This is a genomic window from Pseudooceanicola marinus (assembly GCF_002786295.1).
Lineage (GTDB): Bacteria > Pseudomonadota > Alphaproteobacteria > Rhodobacterales > Rhodobacteraceae > Pseudooceanicola > Pseudooceanicola marinus.
Genome location: NZ_PGTC01000018.1, coordinates 307,931 through 329,053 on the forward strand (window position 1 = coordinate 307,931; position 21,123 = coordinate 329,053).

At 68.3% G+C, this 21,123-nt stretch carries 17 protein-coding genes; 10 read left to right on the plus strand and 7 right to left on the minus strand.

Annotated elements, in window-relative coordinates:
* Positions 1-32 precede the first annotated feature (32 nt).
* From CVM50_RS15540 to CVM50_RS15555, 4 genes are all read right to left on the minus strand, one after another.
* Positions 33-1,034, minus strand: a complete 1,002-nt coding sequence (locus CVM50_RS15540) for a molybdopterin-binding protein (RefSeq protein ID WP_085888348.1) — start codon at positions 1,032-1,034, stop codon at positions 33-35.
* Positions 1,031-1,996 (minus strand): XdhC family protein, encoded by a 966-nt coding sequence (locus CVM50_RS15545; protein WP_085888349.1) that lies wholly within the window; start codon positions 1,994-1,996, stop codon positions 1,031-1,033. Before CVM50_RS15545 ends, CVM50_RS15540 begins: the two co-directional genes overlap by 4 nt.
* A gap of 172 nt (positions 1,997-2,168) precedes the next feature.
* A complete protein-coding gene (locus CVM50_RS15550; protein WP_100148518.1) occupies positions 2,169-4,343 on the minus strand; it encodes an OmpA family protein in 2,175 nt (724 codons plus the stop codon).
* A 108-nt stretch (positions 4,344-4,451) separates the two neighbouring features.
* Positions 4,452-5,711, minus strand: coding sequence for a vWA domain-containing protein (locus CVM50_RS15555; protein WP_085888351.1), 1,260 nt, complete (start codon positions 5,709-5,711; stop codon positions 4,452-4,454).
* Positions 5,712-6,017: 306 nt separating this feature from the next.
* On the opposite strand from CVM50_RS15555, the gene CVM50_RS21420 reads away from it, so the two are divergent.
* Positions 6,018-7,517 carry a hypothetical protein gene (locus tag CVM50_RS21420; protein ID WP_085888352.1) on the plus strand — a complete coding sequence of 500 codons (1,500 nt, stop codon included), beginning with the start codon at positions 6,018-6,020 and terminating at the stop codon, positions 7,515-7,517.
* 73 nt (positions 7,518-7,590) lie between these two features.
* Here the strand turns inward: CVM50_RS21420 and CVM50_RS15565 are convergent, their stop codons facing one another.
* Positions 7,591-8,532 (minus strand): AAA family ATPase, encoded by a 942-nt coding sequence (locus tag CVM50_RS15565; RefSeq protein ID WP_085888353.1) that lies wholly within the window; start codon positions 8,530-8,532, stop codon positions 7,591-7,593.
* 256 nt (positions 8,533-8,788) lie between these two features.
* On the opposite strand from CVM50_RS15565, the gene CVM50_RS15570 reads away from it, so the two are divergent.
* The 9 genes from CVM50_RS15570 to CVM50_RS15610 all read left to right on the plus strand — a co-directional run bounded on the left by CVM50_RS15570 (position 8,789) and on the right by CVM50_RS15610 (position 19,958).
* Entirely contained in the window at positions 8,789-9,817 is a 1,029-nt protein-coding gene (locus CVM50_RS15570) for a glycosyltransferase family 2 protein (protein WP_085888354.1), read from the plus strand.
* Positions 9,817-10,458: a sulfotransferase gene (locus CVM50_RS15575; protein ID WP_232618265.1), complete on the plus strand. Its 642-nt coding sequence runs from the start codon at positions 9,817-9,819 to the stop codon at positions 10,456-10,458. The genes CVM50_RS15570 and CVM50_RS15575 overlap by 1 nt, the downstream gene beginning before the upstream one ends.
* Entirely contained in the window at positions 10,455-12,827 is a 2,373-nt protein-coding gene (locus CVM50_RS15580; protein ID WP_085888355.1) for a glycosyltransferase family 2 protein, read from the plus strand. Before CVM50_RS15575 ends, CVM50_RS15580 begins: the two co-directional genes overlap by 4 nt.
* A gap of 27 nt (positions 12,828-12,854) precedes the next feature.
* Complete coding sequence (locus CVM50_RS15585) at positions 12,855-13,943, plus strand: glycosyltransferase family 2 protein (RefSeq protein WP_085888356.1); 1,089 nt, start codon at positions 12,855-12,857, stop codon at positions 13,941-13,943.
* 111 nt (positions 13,944-14,054) lie between these two features.
* Positions 14,055-15,029 (plus strand): phosphoadenosine phosphosulfate reductase, encoded by a 975-nt coding sequence (locus tag CVM50_RS15590; protein WP_085888357.1) that lies wholly within the window; start codon positions 14,055-14,057, stop codon positions 15,027-15,029.
* Positions 15,030-15,068: 39 nt separating this feature from the next.
* Entirely contained in the window at positions 15,069-16,121 is a 1,053-nt protein-coding gene (gene pyrC, locus CVM50_RS15595; protein WP_085888358.1) for a dihydroorotase, read from the plus strand.
* Between the two features lie 101 nt (positions 16,122-16,222).
* Positions 16,223-16,900 carry an orotate phosphoribosyltransferase gene (locus CVM50_RS15600; protein WP_085888359.1) on the plus strand — a complete coding sequence of 226 codons (678 nt, stop codon included), beginning with the start codon at positions 16,223-16,225 and terminating at the stop codon, positions 16,898-16,900.
* A gap of 387 nt (positions 16,901-17,287) precedes the next feature.
* Positions 17,288-18,772 carry a replicative DNA helicase gene (locus tag CVM50_RS15605; protein ID WP_085888360.1) on the plus strand — a complete coding sequence of 495 codons (1,485 nt, stop codon included), beginning with the start codon at positions 17,288-17,290 and terminating at the stop codon, positions 18,770-18,772.
* 346 nt (positions 18,773-19,118) lie between these two features.
* Entirely contained in the window at positions 19,119-19,958 is an 840-nt protein-coding gene (locus CVM50_RS15610; protein WP_085888361.1) for a DUF1194 domain-containing protein, read from the plus strand.
* A gap of 139 nt (positions 19,959-20,097) precedes the next feature.
* On the opposite strand, the gene CVM50_RS15615 is transcribed toward CVM50_RS15610, so the two are convergent.
* Together CVM50_RS15615 and CVM50_RS15620 are read right to left on the minus strand one after the other, a co-directional pair.
* On the minus strand, positions 20,098-20,307 hold the full coding sequence (locus tag CVM50_RS15615) for a YgaP family membrane protein (protein WP_085888362.1): 210 nt from the start codon (positions 20,305-20,307) through the stop codon (positions 20,098-20,100).
* A 97-nt stretch (positions 20,308-20,404) separates the two neighbouring features.
* A complete protein-coding gene (locus CVM50_RS15620; protein WP_085888363.1) occupies positions 20,405-21,118 on the minus strand; it encodes a Crp/Fnr family transcriptional regulator in 714 nt (237 codons plus the stop codon).
* Positions 21,119-21,123: the final 5 nt, after the last annotated feature.

Sequence of the window (21,123 nt, forward strand, 5' to 3'; positions counted from 1 at the left end):
GTCGGGGGCAAGGGCCGCGCCCGGCCCTGCCGCTATTTCGGGTCGCGCGGCTGCGGGCGTGTCGGGATTTCCTTCAAGAGCCCGCCGACCCCCATGGCGGCCACATCGGCATCCGTCACCGGCACATCGCAGAGGATGCGTTCCAGCACCCAGTCGGCGCCGTTCAGGGCGGGGCTGCGCGCGCAGCCCGGCAGCCCGATCACCGGCAGCCCGGCCAGATCGCCGAAGAACAGCAGGTTTCCGGGATCGACCGGCATGCCGAAGCGTTCCATATGCCCCCCCGCGTGGCGCAGGGCGGCAGGCGCCACATCGTCGGGATCGGAGGTGGCAGAGCCCGTGAGGATCAGGATCACGTCGCTCTGCGCCGCCTCCCGCGCGGCCGCGAGCGCCAGGGACAGCGCCTCCTCCTCATGGGGCACGTTGCTTTCGGCGACCAGGTCTGCCCCTAGGCGATGCAGCCGTTTCGCCACCGCTTCCGGCCCCTTGCCCTGAAGCTCCTCGCCCACGAAGGTCTGGATCAGCGTGGCGCGCCGCCGGGTGACGGGGCGCAGGCGCAGGGCGCCCTGCCCCGCGGCACAGGCGGCCTCCAGCGCCGCGCCGGGCACGGCGTAGGAGATCACCTTGACCGTCGCCACCATGCCGCGCACCGCCATCCGCTGCCAGGGCGGCACGGTGGCCACGGTGATCATCGGGTGCAGGGCGTTGACCGCGTTGATCTTCTTGGCGTCGATCTCGGCCACGCCGGTCGTCTCGGCGAAGACGTTGACGCGGCCTGTGCCGGGCACGCCCAGGCGCAGCCCGTCCAATTCCGGCACCAGGGCGCGGGCCAGGGCGTCGGCGGCGGCATCCTCATGCACGTCGCCGGCCTCCAGACGCGCGGCCACGACTTCTTCCACGCCGTACCAGTCGAGGCGCTCCATCTCCACCTTGCCCAGGCGCAGGCCCTTGCGCAGGCGCGACCCGTCGGGAAGGTCCAGCGAATGGGCCAGGATCGCGCCCTCAGCGGCGGACACCGCGACAGGTCCGAACTTCATGCGCCCTTCCTCAGGACCTGCACCATCTCCGCCAGGATCGACACGGCGATCTCGGCGGGGTTGGCGGCGCCGATGTCCAGGCCCACAGGGCCGTGGATCCGCGCCAGCGCCCCCTCGTCAAAGCCCTTCTCGCGCATCCGGTCGAGGCGTTTGGCATGGGTCCGGCTGGAGCCAAGCGCGCCGATGTAGAAGCATGTCCCCGCCAGCGCGGCCTCCAGCGCCGGGTCGTCCAGTTTCGGATCATGGGTCAACAATACCAGCGCGGTGCGCGCATCCAGCCCGATCTCGGCCACCGCCTCATCCGGCCAGTCCGAGAGGATGCGCGTGTCGGGGAAACGGTCGGGGCTGGCGAAACTGTCGCGCGGGTCGATGACCACGGGGTCGAATCCGGTGGCGCGGGCCATGGGCACCAGTGTCTGGGCGATATGCACCGCCCCCACCACCGCCAGCCGCAGCGGCGGATTGTGCACGGCGACGAAGCGGCCATCGTCCTCGAACCCCGACCGATCCAGGCGGAACCGCTCGGGGTAACCCTGTTGCGTCACCTCGATCACCCGCCCCTCGGGGTCGGAGATCACGGCGGCCGCGACCCGATCGGCCCGGGCCGTTACCAGCTCCTGCAACAGGTCCGGGGCGAAGGCCTCGCCCACGGGCTGCACCAGCACACGGATCGTGCCGCCGCAGGCCAGGCCAACGGCGAAGGCATCGCCATCGCTGACGCCGAATTCCAGCATCCGCGGCGCGCCATCCTCCAGCGCCTCCAGCGCCTCGGTCACCACCGCACCCTCGACACAGCCCCCGGAGACGGAGCCGGCCATTTCGCCGGTGCCCGAGACGGCCAGTTGGCTGCCCACGCGGCGAGGCGCACTGCCCCAGGTCTCGACCACCGTGGCCAGCGCGGCGCGGCGCCCGGCCAGGTGCCAGTCCAGCGCCTGTTCGGGAATGTTGTCAAAGCGGTCCATCGGACGTCTCCCTTGGTTCAGCCCCAGTTAGGGGCAAGCCGGGACGGGATACAAGCAAGGGGCGGGCCGGACCGGAAGATCGTGAAGAGGCGGCACGGCGGCGCGGCCCCCAAAAAGCGGGGCCCCTTGTCCGAGAGGCCCCGCCCATTTTTCATTTTCCCGTCAGTCGCCGTCAGCGATCTTCCAGCAGCGGCGTGATGCGGCGCACGGCGGCGCGGCGGTTGGCGCGTTCTGCGTCCTGGGTGGCCACCTTCAGGTCGCTTTCGCCGTAGCCCTGAACGATCATGTTCTCGGGCGGCACGTCGAAATACTCCGTCAGGGCCAGGGCCAGGCTTTCAGCGCGGCGGTCCGACAGGGCCAGATTGTAGCTGGCACGGCCCACGGCATCGGTGTGCCCTTCGACCAGGAAGACTTCACCGGGGTTTTCCTCGATCATGTCGGCCATCAGCTGCCCCAGCTCGGCCAGGTCGCGGGCCTCATCGGGGCGGATCACGGCGCTGCCGGTCTCGAAGTTGACGTTCTCCACGGCGATCTCCGGCACCAGGTTGCGCACCGCGCGGATGTCACGGACCTGGCCGAGCGAGAAGCTGCGGTCGACATCGGGACGGTAGGACGCCAGGGCGCGTTCCAGTTCATCGGAGTTGCGTTCGTCGAAGGTGAACTCGCGGCGCGGCGCCTGCGGCAGGTCCTCGACCTCGACCCGCTCGAACTGGCGGGTGTCATCGAAGAGCTGCACCTCCTGGCCGTTGGGCAGGACGCGGGTCCGGCGCAGCACCGTGCCGTCGGCGGCGCGGATGGTCACCACGCGGCTGCCATCATCGCGGGTCACCGTCGTCCGGGTTGAGCCGTCGTTGAAGGTCTCGGTGCGCACATCGTTGCCCGGCTGACGCAGCAGGGTGTCATCGTCCTTCAGCACGACGTAGCGGCCGTCACGCTCGACCACGACGCGGTCACCCGAGTTGGAGACCACTTCGTCGCCGTTGTTCATAATGCGACCGACCGCATAGGCGCCGAGCCCCACGGCGGCTGCGGTGCCCAAGGCCCGCAGCAGCTCGTCTTTGTCATCGTCGTCGTCATCGTCCTCGCGGGCGCGGGTTTCCTCGCGGGCCGCCGGGGCGGTGTCGTTGACGCTGTTGTCGAACTCCTCATCGGAGGACCGGCTGTTCTCCTCGGTCACCTCCTGCTCCTCGACGTTCTCGGCCTCGGCATCGGCCTGGGCCGCGGCGGCCTGAGAGCGTTCTTCCTGGCGCTCGGCCTGCTGGCGGGCCTGCAGGCGCTCCAGCTCGCGCTGCTCTTCCTCGGTCAGCGGCGTGTCCTCGGCAGAACGTTCCTCGGTCTCTGCGTCGGCGGTGGCGGAGTCGCCCTGCTCCCCCTGAAGGGCCTCACGCAGACGTTCCTCGTCGGTCGCCTCTGCATCGTCAGTGGCTTCCGGCTCAGCAGCTTCGGCCTCGGCCTGCGGCTGTTCGGTCGGCGCCTGCTCTCCGGCCTCGGCCGCGTCACCTTCGCTCTGCTCCCCCCGGAGGGCTTCGCGCAGACGTTCCTCGTCGGTCGCTTCGGCGCCGTCAGTGGCTTCCGGCTCAGCGGCTTCAGCCTCGGCCTGCGGCTGTTCGGCCGGCGCCTGCTCTACGGCCTCGGCGGCGTCACCTTCGCTCTGCTCCCCCCGGAGGGCTTCGCGCAGACGTTCCTCGTCGGTCGCTTCGGCGCCGTCAGTGGCTTCCGGCTCAGCGGCTTCAGCCTCGGCCTGCGGCTGTTCGGCCGGCGCCTGCTCTACGGCCTCGGCGGCGTCACCTTCGCTCTGCTCCCCCCGGAGGGCTTCGCGCAGACGTTCCTCGTCGGTCGCTTCGGCGCCGTCAGTGGCTTCCGGCTCAGCGGCTTCGGCCTCAGCCTGCGGCTGTTCGGTCGGTGCCTGCTCTACGGCTTCGGCGGCGTCGCCTTCGCTCTGTTCCCCCTCAAGGGCCTCGCGCAGCCGATCGCGGTCTGTGCTTTCCTGGGCTTCAGGCTCCGGCTGCGTCTCACGGGCCTGCAGTTCAGACTCGGCCTCGGCAGCCGGCGCCTGTTCCTCTGCCGGGGCGTCAGCTTCGCCCTGCTCGCCCTCCAGCGCCTGGCGCAGCCGGTCTTCATCGGAGAGTTCAGCCTCCGGAGCCGCTTCCTGGCCCTCAGCTCGCTCCGGCGCCTGCAGGCAGTCCTGCAGCGCGTCGCCGTCCAGCCCCTCGCAGGCTTCGGCGGCGCGGCCATTGTCCTGACCGTTGTTCTGGCCCTGGGCGCTTTGCGCCACGGCCCCGTGCGGAATGGCCATCGCCAGGCTCAGCGCCAGGGCCGTCCCGTTGCGGAAAACACGACTCGTCATTCGAACAGTCCTTCTGTCGTCGGCGGACGCGTGGTGCGTCCTCAATCCCCACACCAACACCCAAGGACGGGTTGCGGTTCAATGACGACTGAATGATATTGGATAACATCAGCCCAAAGACCTGAGAAGTCTGGCTTTTTCACCATCGTCGCCGGGTCGTGTCAGGGCCTCTGCCAGCGCCTGGAGGGAGGCGACGGAGTGTCCGGCGCGCAGGCTGTCGACATGCGGCAGCATCGCCGCCACCCCTTTTGCGCGTGGCGCGAATCCCTGCCAGCGCAGCAGCGGGTTCAGCCAGATCAGCTGTCGCGACATCAGGCGCAGGCGCTGCGTCTCGCGTCCCAGATCCGGCCCCTCGGCGCCGTCGCGGTCCAACCCGTCCGTGATCAACAGCACCACGGCCCCGCGCGCCAGCACCCGCCGCGCCCAGTCGCGGTTGAAGGCATGCAGGCTTTCGGCGATGCGTGTGCCGCCCTCCCAGTCCCGCGCCTGGCCCGCGGCGGCGGCCAGGGCCGCGTCGACATCGCGCTGGCGTAGCTGGCGGGTGATATTGGTCAGCCGCGTGCCAAAGGTGAAGGCATGGACCTGCGCCCAGCCCTGTCCCTCCCGGTTGGCCACGGCGTGCAAGAAGTGCAAGACCATGCGGCTGTAGGCCGACATGGATCCGGAGATGTCGCAGAGCACCACCAGGTCCGGCCAGCGGGTCCGCGGCGCGGCACGGGGCAAACGATGGATCTCGCCGCCCCTGCGCCCGGCATCCCGCAGGAGCCTGCGGCGGTCGATCCGATCCCCCGCCGCCACCGCGCGCAGGCGCCGGGTGCGGATCGGCGGCACCGGCAGCGCCAGCTCGGCCAGCATGCGGCGCGCGCGCGCCATCTCCTCCGCGCTCATCTGCTCGAAGTCGAGTTGCCGCAACTTCTCCTCCTCCGAGGCGGTGGCGCGGGCGTCGATCTGCACCTCCTGCTCCTCCTCCTGCGCCTGCGGGGGCGGCAAATCGCGGTCGGCATCGGCCAGCAGGGCCTCCGCGGCGCGGCGTTCGGCGGCCTGCGGCGCGCGCTCCTCCGCCACGCCGCGCAGACTGGGCAGCATCATCGCCATCATGTGTTCCATGTAGCGTGGATCACGCCAGAACAGCCGGAAGACCTGGGCGAAGGCGCGGCTTTCCTCGGGGCGGGTGACAAAACACGCATGCAGGCACCAGTAGAAATCGCGCTTCTCGGCGAACCCCGTCGCCTCGACCGCGCGGATGGCCTCGATCAGCTGGCCCGGCCCCACGGGCAGGCCGGCCCGGCGCAGGGCGCGGGCAAAATGCGCCAGGTTCTCGACCAGGCGCGGATGCTCCGGCAGGTCGAGGGGCGCGGCCACGCTCATCGCTCCGCCCGCCAGGCCGGGCGCAGGGCTGTCGGTCTCATGATGGATCCTCCCGTCGCCAGCCTAGCGAAGAACCCACTCCCGTCAAAGTGAAGAGGCGGTCCGACCCGCCGCCCCTCCGCCTACCGGACGCGCGAAACTTCGCGGCCCGGCGGGGGACGGTAAAAGGCAGTCGCAAAGATCGCCCGGTTCTGGCAAAATTACCTCAGAAGGGCTGACCGACAACAAGGCCCCGGCAACCGAAACGGCAACAGCAGTGACACCGGCACCCCTGGCCTCCGCCCCCAACCGCGAAGGGCGCCGCGCATGATCGCGCGGCGGTGGTGGCGTGCTGTGCCGATCCGGGCCGCGGTGGCCGGCGGCCTGGTCTCTGCGGCGGCGCCGACAATTGCCCAGACGGCGGCGCCAGGTCCGCCACGCCCCGGCCCGCCCTTCGTCAACACCGCCGATCCCGCCGCCCCCGACGCCCGCGAGATCGTGCAGGACATTCCCAACGCCCTGCACTGGTCTCGCCAACAGCGCGGCCAACTGGGCGAATGGCACTACGTCTTCTTCCCGGACGGCACCGCGCGCATCCTGCAGGGCGCGGATCGCAAGACCATCGCGGCAGAGCTGACCTGCGAGGCGGGCGTGGCCTGCCGGATCCGCAGGCGCGACGGCATGGGTTTCACAGTCGAGGTGGGGCGCGGCCTGCGCCCCGAGCTGCCCGCGCGGACCGACCTGGACAGCGTCGCCCGCTACCTGGCGGCTTGGCTGCTGGCCGGCACGGCCCCGCCCCTGCCCCCGGAGCAACCGACCGAGCCCGAGCCGGCGAGCGTGCCCGCCGTCCCCCTGTCCGACGCCGCCGGGACGCCCCCGCCCGCCATAACGACCCCGCCCGCCGGGGCAGCACCCGATCAGACCCGCACCGCCGAGACCGGCGCGGGGTCCGAACGGGTCGACAGCACCGACCCGACCTGCGCGGAGCCCGATCCTTTCATGCCCGGTGCCTGCGCCGTGGCCGCCGCCCCGCCGCCTGATGCGCCCCTAGGAACCCCCGGCGACGGCGCCGCGCGCCTGTCCGGCGTCGCCCGCCCGGGGCCAACCGCTGCGCCAACCTCTGCGGCATCCGCAGAGGGCACGCCCGAGCCGCGCCCCTCGCTCATCGAGCGCTTTGATATCTCCTGCTCCGTCACGGTGAGTGCTGGCCTGGCGGGTCTGGCCGCCACAGGCGGGTCGGACAGCCGGGGCGTGGCCAAACCGCGTGCAAGTCTCGGCTGCGGTGCGCGGCTGACCGAGAAGCTAACCCTGCGCACCAGCCTGATCGGCTATTTCAACCCCGATCAGCAGCGGTCCTGGGATCCCGATTACACCTACGCTCTCTCCTATCGCTTCAGCGACAGCATCACACTGAGCTACAGCAACTATTCTGCCCGCTTCCGCAGCGGCGACCTGGCCGGGCTGCTGGATGGCACCCTGCGCGCCACCTATCGCCTGCCGCCCCTGCCCCTGGGGACGGAGAAGAACCTGCCCTGCAGCGCCTCGCTGGGCCTGCCGCGCCCGGACCGGACGGCGTTCAGCCTGTCCTGCAGCTACCTGGTGGCGGAGAAACTGCGCCTGGGAGCCTCGACACATCTTTACCTGGCCGACGCCCAGGACACCTATCAGCCCGACTACACCTATACGGCCAGCTACCGGATCAACGACGACTGGCTGGTGTCTTACCAGAACTACAGCAACAACCGCTTTCCCTGGAACCGGGGCGAGGATCCGGGGCCCGGGTTCACCGGCGGCAGCGTTTCGGTCACCTACCAGATGGCGTTCTGAGGGCGCGCGCCGCGCCACGGGGGATTTTGCATCCCCCGCACCCCCTGCAGAGTATTTTCAGCCATCGTATGGATCAGGGGCCTTCCATCGGCAGGGCCGCGCGCACCTCTTCCAACAGGCGTTTCGCCTCCGAGCCTTCCAGCCGGGCGATGTCGTCCTGGTATTTCAGGATCGCGCCGATGGTATCCGCGATCACCTCCGGCGAGAGGCTGATGACATCAAGCGCCAGCAGGCATTTCGCCCAGTCTATGGTCTCCGCCACACCGGGTTTCTTGAACAGATCCTCGGTGCGCAGGCGCTGGACGAAGCCCACGATCTCACGCGACAGCCGCGCCGAGGCGTCGGGCACGCGGGCCGCCAGGATCGCCAGTTCCCGGTCCAACGCCGGGTAATCGACCCAGTGGTAGAGGCAGCGCCGCTTCAGCGCATCATGGACCTCGCGCGTGCGGTTGGAGGTGAGGATGACGATCGGCGGCTCGACAGCGCGGATGGTGCCCAGTTCAGGGATCGTCGCCTGGTAGTCCGACAGGATCTCCAGCAGGAAAGCCTCGAAGGGGGCATCGGTGCGGTCCAGCTCGTCGATCAGCAGGACCGGCGGGCCTTCCGGCGTGGGACGCAGGGCTTGCAGCAGCGGGCGCTCGATCAGGAAATCGGGGCCGAACAGCTCCTCCTGCAGGGCGGTGCGGTCCAGCGCGCCGCCGGCCTCGCCCACGGCCTCCGCCGTGCGGATGGCGATCATCTGCGCCGGGAAGTTCCAGTCGCAGAGCGCCTGGGTGGCATCCAGGCCCTCGTAGCATTGCAAGCGGATCAGGCGCCGCCCCAGCCCGGTGGCCAGGGCGCGGGCGATCTCGGTCTTGCCGGTGCCCGGCTCGCCTTCCAGGAACAGCGGCCGACCCAGGCGCAGCGCCAGGAAGGCCACCGTCGCCAGCGGCCGGCCCGCCACGTAATCCTGCCCCGCCAGCAGCGCCGTCAGCGCGTCGATATCGGTGGGCAGCGCGATCCGCTCCTCGGCCATGATGGCATCCTCCCTCTCTCCTCCCGTCCAGCCTGCATTCGCGGCCGGCGCCGTCAAGCGTCACGTCACGCGTCCGCCCCCTGCGGCGCCGGGGCGCGATTGACGCAAAGGCCGGAAATTGCGATCTTTCCGCCCAAGAAGAACCACATTCGGCCGTCAGGTCGGGGACCGCGCCAGAAGCAGCGGTGAAGGGCGGAGTGCAGATGATCGGACAGCCTTGCGGCCCGTGTGGCCCGGCCAACATGGAGGCCTGCCCATGCGCGTGACCGCCGTCACCTGCGTGAAGAACGAGGGGCCCTTCCTGCTGGAATGGATCGCCTTCAACCGGGTGATCGGGGTGACCGATTTCCTGTTCTATTCCAACGATTGCACAGATGCGACCGACCGGCTGCTGGACTGCCTGCAAGGGCACGACCTGCTGTGGCACCTGCCCAATCCCGCCCAGGGGCGCAACTACCAGATGGAGGCGCTGAAGGACGCGGCGAAACAGACCCTCGTGACCGAGGCCGACTGGGTCTGGATCGCCGATGTGGACGAGTTCCTGAACATCCATGTGGGCGATCACACGATCCCCGCGCTGATCGCGGCCTGCGGCGACCCGCAGGCGATTTCCGTGACCTTCCAGTTCTTCGGCAATGACGGGATCGAGGGGTTCGAGGACCGCCCTGTCATCGAGCAGTTCACCCGCTCTCACAACCCCGACATCTGGTGCGGCGAAACGGCGATCGAGGTGAAAACCCTTGTGCGCCAGGACTTTCCCCTGCGCTATTACGGCGCGCACCGGCCCTTCTTCGGCAAACGGCTGGCGCCTGCCAAGCGGCCCCGCTGGACCGATGGCGCGGGCCGCGCGGTGCCGGAAAAGTTCCTGCTGGCCGACAACCCGCGCCGCATCCGCAAGTTCCCCGCCAAGGGCGCGCGCGCCTTCGCGACGCTGAACCACTACGCCCTGCGGTCCCTCGACAGCTATCTGGTGAAGAACGACCGCGGCGACGTGAACCGCGAGTACCGCGCTTTTGATGACAGCTACTGGCGTGAGCGGGCGGATGTGGCTTGGCAAGACCTGTCCATCGCCCGCTACCTGCCCGCCCTGCGCGCCGAGATGGAGCGGCTGAAGGCGCTGCCCGGGGTGGCCGATCTGCACGAGGAGGCTTGCGCCCTGCACCGTGCCCGCCGCGACGAACTGCTGGCCCAGCCCGGCTATCGCGCGATGCGTGACCAGCTGCGCGCCACGCCGACCCTGCCGCCGATGGAAGAGGCCCTGCTGGCCGATCTGGAGAGGCTGTGATGACCCAACACCGCATGCGCGTCATCAACCTGGGCCTGCCTAAATCGGGCACCACCAGCTTTGCCGAGGCGATGACCGCCGCCGGTTTGAACGTCGCCGATCACCGCATCCGGCGGGGTCAGGCAAGCGACCCGGGACTGACGCGGAATTTCGTCGGCCAGGCGCTCTACCGCGGTTTTTACGGCTCGGGCGACCCGCTGGCGGAACTGGGCGACTTCGACGCGGTGGCCGAGGCGTCTTTTCTGCACGGCGGGCGGCAGGCCTGGCCGCAGATGGACCATGCGCTGCTGATGGCGATCCGCGACCGGCACCCCCATGTAAAATTCACCGCCACGCGGCGCGATGCCGCCAAGCTGGCCAATTCCATGATGCGCTGGACGAATATGGCCACCCGGCTGGAGGGCAACGCCCTGCCCGGCCTGCCCGTGGGCTTCGGCGGAGACGAGGGGCAACTGACGCGCTGGATCGACGGGCATTATGCGCATCTTGAGGCGATCTTTGCCGGCGACCCGGGCTTCCTGCAATTCGACGTGGCCGAGCCGGAGGCACAAGCCAGGTTGCAGGATTTCCTGGGATTCGACCTGCCCTGGTGGGGCCGCGCGAACGAGAACACCGACCGCCCCGCCGAGGATCCCGCATGAAGATCATCCTGCATATCGGCACAGAAGCCACCGGCGCCCTGGCCCTGCAAACCGCGCTGCACGACAAGCGCGAGCAGCTGGCGGCCAAGGGCGTGCTTTATGCCCGCTCGGTCGGCAAGAAGAACCATGCGCGGCTCTTCATGGCCGTCACCGATCCCGACCAGGTGGACCCGCTGCGCTTCAACCGGGGTTTCATCCTGGAGGAAAAGCAACGCGCGCTGCGCGAGGAAGTGGCCAGCGATCTGGCGCGCGAGGCCCAGGCGGCGGGCGCCCAGACGCTGATCCTGTCGATGACCCAGGCCGCCAGCGCCCTGACCTGGGTGTCAGAGCTGGAAACCCTGCGCGACCTGCTGCGCCCGATCTCCGAAGACATCTCGCTGCTGATGCATGTGGGCGATCAGGCCTCGACCATGGCGCGGGCCTATGCGGCGCAGGTGATGGAGGGACGCGCCACCTCTCTGGCGGTCGAACAGGGCATCGCGCCCGAGGCGGATTGGTGGCAGGCCTGCCTGGATCAGACGCCCGAGGCCGACCCGCTGCGCGGCTCTTTCCCCGCCATCCAACGCCCGCTCTTCTGGCTCGACTACGCCGCCCTTCAGGCCCATTGGGAGAGCGTCTTTGGCGCGGGTGCCCTGACCCTGCGGCCTTACGTGCCGGAGGTTTTCCATTCCGAGGCGATCACGGAAGAGATCCGCGCGGCCTTCGGCATCGAGGATCAGATCGGGCGCGGCCCAGTGACCCCGGCGCCGGGGCAAGAGCCCGCAGCGAGTCTGACCCGGGCGCGACAGATGAACGACCTACTGCTGGCCTACCTGGGCAAACATGACGCGATCCTGCCCCGGCAGCTGTGGATGCGCTTCCTGCGCGAAATCGCGGTAGACGGCCCGGTCACCGACCCCGCCACGCTGTCCGCCCTCTGCTCCCGCTTCGCGCCAGGCAATGCCGCGCTGGTCGCGGCCCATCCGGCGCTCGAGGCAGGCCACCTGGCCCTGCCCGCCCCCGCAGGCGACTGGACCGAGGCCAATCCCCTCTTCGGCTACCGCGCCTCGCAATACCTGCTGTCCTTCCGCTGGCGGATCGCCAAAGCCACCAAGGAGGAACGCGACGGCAAGATCGCCGAGGCCAAGGTCGTGACGGGCGAAGCCCCTGCGCCGAAGACCGACACCGCGCCCGCAGGCACCGGCCTGTCGCCCGAGGCCCGCGCCATCCTGCCCCCCGAGGCCGTGGCCCGTTTCGACGCGCTGAAAGGCGGGGCCTTCGCGCCGCACAACCGGCTGGGACAGGTGGACGAGGTGGCAGAGCTGCCGCCCTACGATCCAATCGCCCCCCGCGACCTGCCCGATGGCAACTCGGGCCGCGTGGTGCTGGGCTGCATGAAGAACGAGGCGCCCTATATCCTGGAATGGGTCGCTTACCACCGCGCCATAGGCTTCGACAATTTCCTGATCTACACCAACGACTGTTCCGACGGCACCTCCGAGATCCTGGATCGCTTGCAGGAGCTGGGCGTGGTCCAGCACCGCAACAACGACAACTGGAAGGGCAACTCGCCGCAGCAATGGGCGCTGGACAGTGCCCTGGAAGAGCCGGTGATCCAGAACTCCGAATGGATCGCCCATTTCGACGTCGACGAGTTCGTCAATATCCGCTGCGGCAATGGCACGCTGGACGATTTCTTTGCCCGCGTGCCGGAGGCCACCAATGTTGCCATGACCTGGCGCCTGTTTGGCCATAACGGGGTGACCAGACTGAAGGACGATCTGGTGATCGCCCAGTTCGACCATGCGGCGCCGAAATTCTGCCCGAAACCGCATACGGTCTGGGGCTTCAAGACCATGTTCCGCAACATGGGCGCCTATCAGAAGATCTCCTGCCACCGGCCCAACAAGCTGACCGAAGGGGCCGAGGGACAGGTGCATTGGGTCAATGGCTCGGGCCAGCCGATGACCAAGGACGTGCTGAAGAACGGTTGGCGGTCCTCGAAGAAGACCGTGGGATACGACTTGCTGCAGCTGAACCACTACGCGCTGCGCTCGGCCGAGAGTTACCTGGTCAAGCGGCAGCGGGGCCGCGCCCTGCACGTCGACCGCTCCATCGGGCTGAACTACTGGGTGCGCATGGACTGGTCCGACAATCGCGACGTGACGATCCAGCGTAATATCCCCCGAGTCCGCGAGGAACTGGACAGGCTGCTGGCCGACGACCGGCTGCGCGCCCTGCATGAGTCCGGTTTCGCCTGGCACCGCGCCAAGGCCGCCGAACTGCACGGGATGCCCGAGTTCGAAGAGCTTTATACCCAGGCGTTGCAGTTGAAACTGACGGAAACGGAGCGCGTGGCCTACGCGCTGGCCCTTGATGTCGAAAGCTGACGCCCTCCGCCCAAAGGGCCACAGCTGATGCGCTTCCTCGCCATCCTCTGTGTGCGCAACGAGGCCGCCTTCCTGATGGAATGGCTGGCCCATCACCGCGCCGTGGGGTTCACCGATTTCCTGGTCTTCTCGAACGACTGCCAGGACGGCACCGACGCGATGCTGGACCGGCTGGCGGAGATGGGGGAGGTGACCCACATCCGCAACGACGGCCCCTATGACGCGCGCGGCATCCAGTTCACGGCGCTGAAGCAGTGCGAAAAGCTGGAGATCGTGCGGCAGGCCGACTGGATCCTGCCCTTCGACATCGACGAGTTCGTCAACATTCACGCAGGCGACGGCACCCTGCCCGACCTGCTGGCGGCCCTGCCGGACGCCACGGCGATCACCCTGACCTGGCGGCTTTTCGGCAATGGCGGGGTGGTGCACTATGAGGACCGCCCCGTCACCCAGACCTTCACCCGCGCCGCGCCCGAGGTGCTGCACTGGCCCTGGCGCGCGTCGATGTTCAAGACGCTCTATCGCAACGACGGCACCTACCGGAAGGTCGGTGTGCACCGGCCCCGATCCCCGGTGAAGGACCGTCTGGACGAGGCCCGCTGGTACGACAGCCACGGGCGGGCGCTGCCGGAGAAATTCCGCACAGAGCGGATCTTTTCGACCTTCGGGCGGCCGAATTATGGGCTGGCCCAGCTGAATCACTATGCCCTGGGCGCAATGGAAAGCTATGTGCTGAAGGCCGACCGGGGTCGGGCTGTCCATGCCGATCACATGCTCGATCTCGACTATTGGGTCGAACGCAACTTCGCCAGCGACGACGACCGGACGATCCTGCGCCTGGCTCCGGCGATGGAGGCGGAACGCACGCGGCTGATGCAGGACGCGCGCCTGGCCGAGTTGCACGCCGCCGCCGTCGCCTGGCGCCATGACCGGCTGAAGCAGCTGATGCTGGCTGAGCCCTTCCGGGCCCTCATGGGGCGGCTGTTGCTGACGCCGCCGACCCGCCCCCTGCCCTTGCCGGCGGCGCGATATCTCGCCCGCTTCGCCAACGAGGCGCGCCGCCAGGGCGACACGCAGACGACGGGGACGACGCCGGGTCGGCAGGGCGACGCCTGACCCCGCGAAGCCCCTTCCCCAGCGGCCCGAAATATCTCAATTTCGCCCAAATCCCCGCCTAGACTGGGAAGCCATCCAGCGGCACGCGCCGCCTCCTGTCACAGAGGTTCCATGTCCGCCAGACGCACCGCCAAAACGCCCGAAGAACTGCCGGCCTCCCTGCAGGGGCTGGGCAAGTCCGACTGGCTGAACCGGCTGGCCGGCATCGCCAGTTCGCGCGGCGGGTTCCGCGAACTGGGAAAACGGCATTTCGCGGCCTTCATCTCCGCCGGGCCGACCCTGCTTGTCACCTTCGAGACCCAGGCGGGCATCCAGGGCCTGACCGAGGAGGCGCAGCCGCTGGGATGGCGCCTGGTCCGCGAGGCGGGCTGGTCGAACCTGTGCCTGGCCTCCGACGGCGACACCTGGTTCCGCGACGAGGCGGTCTATGCCTATTTCGACGATCTGGTCGACCGGGGCTTCTTCGAGGAGTTCGAGCGGGTGATCTTCTACGGCGCGGGGCCCTGCGCCTATGCCGCCTGTGCCTTCTCGGTCGCCGCCCCGGGCGCCCATGTGCTGGCGGTGCAGCCCCAGGCGACACTGGACCCGGCGATGACGGAATGGGACGAACGGTTCCGCGAGATGCGCCGCCTCGATTTCACCTCGCGCTATGGCTACGCCCCCGACATGCTGGACGCCGCCGAAAAGGCCTTCGTGCTCTACGATCCGATGGACCGGCTGGACGCGATGCATGCTGCCCTTTTCGCCCGGCCCAATGTCACGCTGCTGCGGCTGCGCCACATGGGCGCGGCGCTGCAAGGGGCGCTGCTGCGCATGGGGATGCTGCACACGCTGTTGCGCCTCGTGGGCACCGACCGGCTGGACCGGCACAGCTTCGCCACGCTCTATCGCCGCCGCCGGCGTTATCCGCCCTACCTGCGCAACCTCCTGTCCCAGCTGGAGGTCGACGAACGCGAGCCGTTGATCCAGGCGCTGTGTCAGAACGTGACCCAGCGGATGAACCTGCCGCGTTTCCGCCGCCGGCTGCGGCGCCTGCCCGGCGTCGCCGGAGAGATGAACGAGGCTGCGCGGATCATCGACGACTAATATCTGGCGCGCGCGGCGCGCATGTCGTAAAGCGCGGGCATGACCCAGAGCCTCACGATCCGCCGCCCCGACGACTGGCACCTGCATCTGCGCGACGGCGAGATGCTTCGGGCCGTCCTGCCTGAAACTGCGCGCCATTTCGCCCGCGCCATCATCATGCCGAACCTGGTGCCCCCCGTCGTCACCGGCTCCCAAGCGGGTGCCTATCGCGACCGCATCCTGGCCGCCCTGCCTGAGGGCATGTCCTTCGAGCCGCTGATGACGCTTTACTTGACCGAGGACACCGACCCCGAGGACGTGGCCGCCGCCGCCGCCTCCGGCCTGGTCAAGGCGGTGAAGCTCTACCCGGCAGGCGCGACGACCAACTCCGCCTCGGGCGTCACCGATTTCCGCAAGGTGGTGCCGGTGCTGGAGCGCATGGCCGAGATCGGCCTGCCGCTCTGCACCCACGGCGAGGTCACCAACCCGGAGATCGACATCTTCGACCGCGAGGCCGTCTTCATCGACACCGTGCTGGATCCGCTGCGCCGCGAGATCCCGCAGCTGCGCGTGGTGATGGAACATATCACCACCTCCGACGCCGCCGATTACGTGCGCTCGGCCAATGCCGGCCTGGGCGCCACGATCACCACGCACCACTTGGTGATCAACCGCAACCACATCCTGGTGGGCGGCATCAAGCCGCATTACTACTGCCTGCCCGTAGCGAAACGCGCCACCCATCAGCAGGCCCTGCGCAAGGCCGCGACCTCCGGCGATCCGCGCTTTTTCCTGGGCACCGACAGCGCGCCCCACGTGGACCCGGCCAAGGAATGCGGTTGCGGCTGCGCCGGCTGCTTTACGGCCACCAACACCATGGCGATCCTGGCCCATGTCTTCGAGGAGGAAGGCGCGCTGGACAAGCTGGAGGGGTTCACCTCCCTCAACGGTCCGGCCTTCTACCGTCTGGCGCCGAACCCCGGCACCCTGACGCTGGAGCGTTCGCCCATCGACTATCCCGCCAAGATCGAGACGCAGGCCGGTGGCCCCGTGACCGTCTTCGATCCCGGCTTCACCCCCGCCTGGCACGTCAGCGCCGTCAGCGCCGACTGACCGGCGCGCCCCGTTCGGGACGCCCTGCGGGCGCCCCGAGCCTCCGGCGGGAGTATTTTCAGCTGCCGGATGAACATAAGCGCAATGAGAGGACACCGACGATGATCCCCAGTTCCTACCCGTCGAAAGAAGAGATCGCGCGCCTGACGGCCGGCATGCTTCTGGATATCAAGGCGGTGGATTTCAACACCGAGACGCCCTTCACCCTGGCCTCGGGGCTGCCGTCGCCGTCCTACGTGGATTGCCGGAAGCTGATCTCCTTCCCGCGCATCCGTTCGGCGCTGATGGATTTCATGGCCTGCACCGTGATGCGCAACGCCGGCCTTGAGGCCTTCGACAACATCGCGGGCGGTGAAACCGCGGGCATCCCCTTCTCCGCGCTTGTGGCCGAACGCATGGCCCTGCCGATGACCTACGTGCGCAAGAAGCCCAAGGGATATGGCCGCAACGCCCGCATCGAAGGGGTGATGACCGAGGGCCAGCGCGTTCTGCTGGTCGAGGATTTGACCACCGACGGCGGCTCCAAGCTGTCCTTCGTGGATGCGATCCGTGACACCGGGGCCAGCTGCAACCACACCGCCGTCATCTTCTACTACGACATCTTCGAAGGCACGACCGAACGCCTGGCCGAGCATGGCGTGAGCCTGCATCACCTGTGCACCTGGTGGGACGTGCTGGCCGAGGCCCGCGCCCGCGGCGCCTTCGACGCCGCCACCCTGGACGAGGTCGAGGAGTTCCTGAAGGCGCCGCGCGCCTGGCAGGAGGCCCGCAAGGGCTGAGCCGCGACTCGCCGCGCTGCCGCAGGCGCGGCGCCAGATCGACCGGAACGGCCCCCGCGCGGGGCCGTTGCCGAATTCACGGGCGGAATGCCGCCAGCCGAGGCGCCTTTGACGCTCGCTCCGCTTGGGGGATTTGCGAAATCTGGCGGAAGCCGATGCAAGGACCCACCGCATATGGTAGGCTCCAGTCATGCACAGCTTATCCACAGCTTTTCCAGATTGTCGCGAGGCGCCCGGGCGGGCTAAGACCTCTGTCCACGGGGGACGATCCGGCGGCACAGCACGGACGGCCGAGGCAGGTCCGTCCCGCGGCTGGTGCCGGAGCGATCCGGGCAACCGCCGCGGGATCGCGCAGATCCCGAAACCAGGGCAGATCCGGGGACAGGCATGAACGAAATCACCACTTTCAACGCGACCGGCGAAGACGCAGAGCTGTCGAAGGCCCTGCCCCATTCGGTCGAGGCCGAACAGCAGCTTCTGGGCGCGATCCTGACCAACAACGACGTCTACGACCGCGTGGCCCAGATCATCAACGCCACCCATTTCTACGACCCGGTCCATGCCCGCATCTACGAGATCGCGGCGGCACGGATCGCCAAGAACCAGCTGGCCTCGCCGGTCACGCTGAAGGCCTTCCTGTCCGACGACGAGGGCCTGAAGGAACTGGGCGGCCCCGCCTACCTGGCAAAACTCGCCGGCGCCGCCGTGTCGTCCTACGCGGTGCGCGACTACGCCCAGATGATCTATGACCTGGCGATCCGGCGCGAGCTGATCCGTCTGGGGCGTGACATCTCGGACGGGGCCGCCAAGGTCGACGTGGACAACGACCCCAAGGAACAGATCGTCCAGGCGGAACAGAAGCTCTACAAGCTGTCCGAACAGGGCACGTCGGAATCGGGCTTCGTGTCCTTCCTGAAGGCCGTCACCGACGCGGTGAACGTGGCCAATGCCGCCTACCAGCGCGAAGGCGGGCTGGCCGGTATCTCCACCGGGCTGATCGACATGGACCGCAAGCTGGGGGGGCTTCACCCCTCCGATCTTCTGATCCTTGCCGGCCGTCCTTCGATGGGGAAAACCTCGCTCGCGACCAACATCGCCTTCAACGTTGCCAAGGCCTACAAGCGCGGCCTGCGCCATGACGGCACCGAAGGCGCCATCGAGGGCGGCGTCGTCGGTTTCTACTCGCTCGAAATGTCGGCCGAACAGCTGGCCGCGCGGATCCTGTCGGAGGCGGCCGAGGTGCCGTCCGAGCAGATCCGCAAGGGGGACATGACGGAGGAGGAATTCCGCCGCTTCGTCGAGGCCGCCAAGTCGCTGGAGGCCTGCCCGCTTTACATCGACGACACGCCCGCCCTGCCGATCGCGCAGCTGGCGGCACGGGCACGACGGCTGAAGCGGACCCATGGTCTCGACCTCTTGATCATCGACTACCTGCAGCTCTGCCGCGGCACCGCCGACAACCGGGTGCAGGAGATCGCCGAGATCTCGATGGGCATGAAGGCGATCGCGAAGGAGCTGAACATCCCCGTGATCGCCCTGTCCCAGCTGAGCCGGACGGTGGAAAGCCGCGACGATAAACGCCCGCAGCTGTCGGACCTTCGGGAATCCGGCTCGATCGAACAGGATGCGGACGTCGTGATGTTCGTGTTCCGCGAGGAATACTACGTCGAACGGGAAAAACCCTCGGACGACAAGCTGGAGGAAATGGCCGCCTGGCAGGAGCGGATGGAACGTCTGCACGGCAAGGCGGAAGTGGTGATCGGCAAGCAGCGTCACGGCCCCATCGGTACCGTGGAACTGTCCTTCGAGGGCCGCTTCACCCGCTTCGGCAACCTGGTGAAACCCTGGCAGAACGGTCAGGGCGACTACTGATCCGGGCAGCGCCGCGGGGCGTGCCCAAGGTTTGATCTTCGGGACGAAAACCGGCTTCTGTGGCCGCGCCCTCCGGCGCGCCCGATGCCTGTCTGCCCCCTGCGGCCAGACCGCAGGGGGATCCCTTCGCATGCGCAGCATTTCCGTACTCACTTGATTGTTCAAGAAAGGTGAATTGAGTCGAGTTGCAAAATATGGACAATTGTTGAGAGTCCGCAGGCCACAATCTCCCGTTAAGGTAAATTAGCTAGTTTCTTGCGCATCTCACGCGGCAGTTACCGTTCACATATGCTGCAACGCAGCACGCGCACTGGACAGCTCTGCCCAAGTCACCGGACAGTTTGTCATGCGCCTGTTACATCTCCTCTCCCTCCTCCTTCTCCCCGCCCCTGCGCTGGCCGACAGCGCCGAGCTGTTCGCCTATGATCCCACTGTCGTCGAGGTGGACGTGGAACTGGCCCTGATGGTCGATGTGTCCCGCTCGATGACCCCGAACGAGCTGGACATCCAGCGGCGCGGCTATGCCTCGGCGCTGACCTCGGACGCCGTGCTGGGGGTCATCGGGGACGGTTTCCTGGGCCGGATCGCCATCACCTACGTCGAATGGGCAGGACCGGGCTCACACCGCGTCGTGGTCGACTGGACCACAATCGCCGGCCCAGAGGAGGCTGCCCGTGTCGCGGCCCTGCTGATGCAGGCGCGTCCGGTGGGGATGCAACGCACCTCGATCTCATCTGCGCTGGACTATGCCGCCGATACGCTGCGCACCAATGGCTTTCAGGGGCTGCGCCGCGTCGTGGACATCTCCGGCGACGGGCCGAACAACTCAGGCATGCCGGTGGAACCGTCCCGCGACCGGCTTCTGGCCCAGGGCGTGACGATCAACGGGCTGCCGCTGATGACCGAGGAAGGCGTCGGCTCGCGCTGGTCACTGGACGATCTGGATGTCTATTACCGCGACTGCGTGATCGGCGGCCATGGTGCCTTCATGATCCCGGTGCGCAGCTGGGATGAGTTCGCCGATGCTGTCCGCCGCAAGATCGTGCTGGAAATCGCGGCCGCCCAGCCCCGCGTCATCCCCGCCGGCACCGTGCTGACCCGCCCCGCCGCCGGGCGCAGCCCCGCCGCCGATTGCCTGGCGGGCGAAAAGGCCTGGCAACGCTTCCGCAACCAGTGGGAGCCGTGACCCGCACTTCCCGTCCCTCCTCCCAGCCTGGCCGCCTTTCGGGGCGGCCTTTTCTATGCACGGGGCCCGGAAACGACGAAGGGCCGGACAGATCGCCCGGCCCTTGTCGTCAGTTTGGCCGCCACGCGCCAAGGCGCCGTCAGCAGCTCTTGCAGGTCTTCAGGCCGATCAGGCTGTAGAGGGGGCAGTTGCCGATCACGGCGGTCAGCACCATCACCGCGGCCACGATCAGGGCCAGCCAGTGCAGCAGGCCGGCGGCGGCCACCGCGCTGCCGAAGGCCAGCCAGACCAGCACCGCGGCAATGACCAGGCGCAGGGCGCGGTCGATCTTTCCCATGTTCACGGACATATCGCATTCCTTTCCAGGATTTCAGAACGCCATCTTGCCACCGATGCCCCCGGACCCACGGTGACCTTGTCACCAAACCTGCGGGATCCCGTGACGATCAGCGCTCTCCGCCCCGCGCCAACCGGTCCAGCGCGTCCCGGTCCAGCAGGCAGACCGCACCGCGCGCCTGTTTCACCAGACCCCGTTTCTGGAAATCCGACAACAGGCGGCTGATGACCTCTCGCGCCGTGCCCAGCTCGGTGCCCAGCACCTGATGGGTGGCATGGACCACGCCATCGGCATCCGCCAGCTCGACCAGCCGCCCGGCCAGGCGCACATCCAGCCGCTGGAAGACGATGTCGTCGATCAGGGTGAACAGATCGGTGATCCGCCGCGCATAAGCGCGGAAGACGAACTCGCGGAACACCCGGCTTTCGGCCACCAGCGCGTCGAAGGTGCCGCGCGGGATCTCGGCGGCCAGCACCGGGGTTTCCGCGATGCCGGTGGTCGCGTAATCCTCGAAGGCCAGCATGCAGGCGGTGGTCAGAACGCAGCTTTCCCCGGCGTTCACCCGGTAGAGGAAGACCTCGCGCCCCTGGTCGGAGCTTTGCTGGACCCGGACCGTGCCCGACAGCAGCAGCAGCAGGCGGTCGGCCTCCTGCCCCGGTTCGAACAGCACCGCACCCTCCGGGAAGCGGCGCACGCGGCTGCCCCGCGCCAGGCGGTTACGGGTGTCGTCCGGCAGGGACTTCAGCCCGTCGAACCGGTCGATCCAGTTGGTCAGACTGGCCTCGATCCTGTCGTCGGTATCGAGATTGGCGGTCTGGCTCATCTCCG

Bases quoted from the DNA above. Each gene is read 5' to 3' on its own strand.
- CVM50_RS15540 (WP_085888348.1), bottom strand. From the start codon at position 1,034: ATGAAGTTCGGACCTGTCGCGGTGTCCGCCGCTGAGGGCGCGATCCTG.
- CVM50_RS15545 (WP_085888349.1), bottom strand. From the start codon at position 1,996: ATGGACCGCTTTGACAACATTCCCGAACAGGCGCTGGACTGGCACCTG.
- CVM50_RS15550 (WP_100148518.1), bottom strand. From the start codon at position 4,343: ATGACGAGTCGTGTTTTCCGCAACGGGACGGCCCTGGCGCTGAGCCTG.
- CVM50_RS15555 (WP_085888351.1), bottom strand. From the start codon at position 5,711: ATGAGCGTGGCCGCGCCCCTCGACCTGCCGGAGCATCCGCGCCTGGTC.
- CVM50_RS21420 (WP_085888352.1), top strand. From the start codon at position 6,018: ATGATCGCGCGGCGGTGGTGGCGTGCTGTGCCGATCCGGGCCGCGGTG.
- CVM50_RS15565 (WP_085888353.1), bottom strand. From the start codon at position 8,532: ATGGCCGAGGAGCGGATCGCGCTGCCCACCGATATCGACGCGCTGACG.
- CVM50_RS15570 (WP_085888354.1), top strand. From the start codon at position 8,789: ATGCGCGTGACCGCCGTCACCTGCGTGAAGAACGAGGGGCCCTTCCTG.
- CVM50_RS15575 (WP_232618265.1), top strand. From the start codon at position 9,817: ATGACCCAACACCGCATGCGCGTCATCAACCTGGGCCTGCCTAAATCG.
- CVM50_RS15580 (WP_085888355.1), top strand. From the start codon at position 10,455: ATGAAGATCATCCTGCATATCGGCACAGAAGCCACCGGCGCCCTGGCC.
- CVM50_RS15585 (WP_085888356.1), top strand. From the start codon at position 12,855: ATGCGCTTCCTCGCCATCCTCTGTGTGCGCAACGAGGCCGCCTTCCTG.
- CVM50_RS15590 (WP_085888357.1), top strand. From the start codon at position 14,055: ATGTCCGCCAGACGCACCGCCAAAACGCCCGAAGAACTGCCGGCCTCC.
- pyrC (WP_085888358.1), top strand. From the start codon at position 15,069: ATGACCCAGAGCCTCACGATCCGCCGCCCCGACGACTGGCACCTGCAT.
- CVM50_RS15600 (WP_085888359.1), top strand. From the start codon at position 16,223: ATGATCCCCAGTTCCTACCCGTCGAAAGAAGAGATCGCGCGCCTGACG.
- CVM50_RS15605 (WP_085888360.1), top strand. From the start codon at position 17,288: ATGAACGAAATCACCACTTTCAACGCGACCGGCGAAGACGCAGAGCTG.
- CVM50_RS15610 (WP_085888361.1), top strand. From the start codon at position 19,119: ATGCGCCTGTTACATCTCCTCTCCCTCCTCCTTCTCCCCGCCCCTGCG.
- CVM50_RS15615 (WP_085888362.1), bottom strand. From the start codon at position 20,307: ATGTCCGTGAACATGGGAAAGATCGACCGCGCCCTGCGCCTGGTCATT.
- CVM50_RS15620 (WP_085888363.1), bottom strand. From the start codon at position 21,118: ATGAGCCAGACCGCCAATCTCGATACCGACGACAGGATCGAGGCCAGT.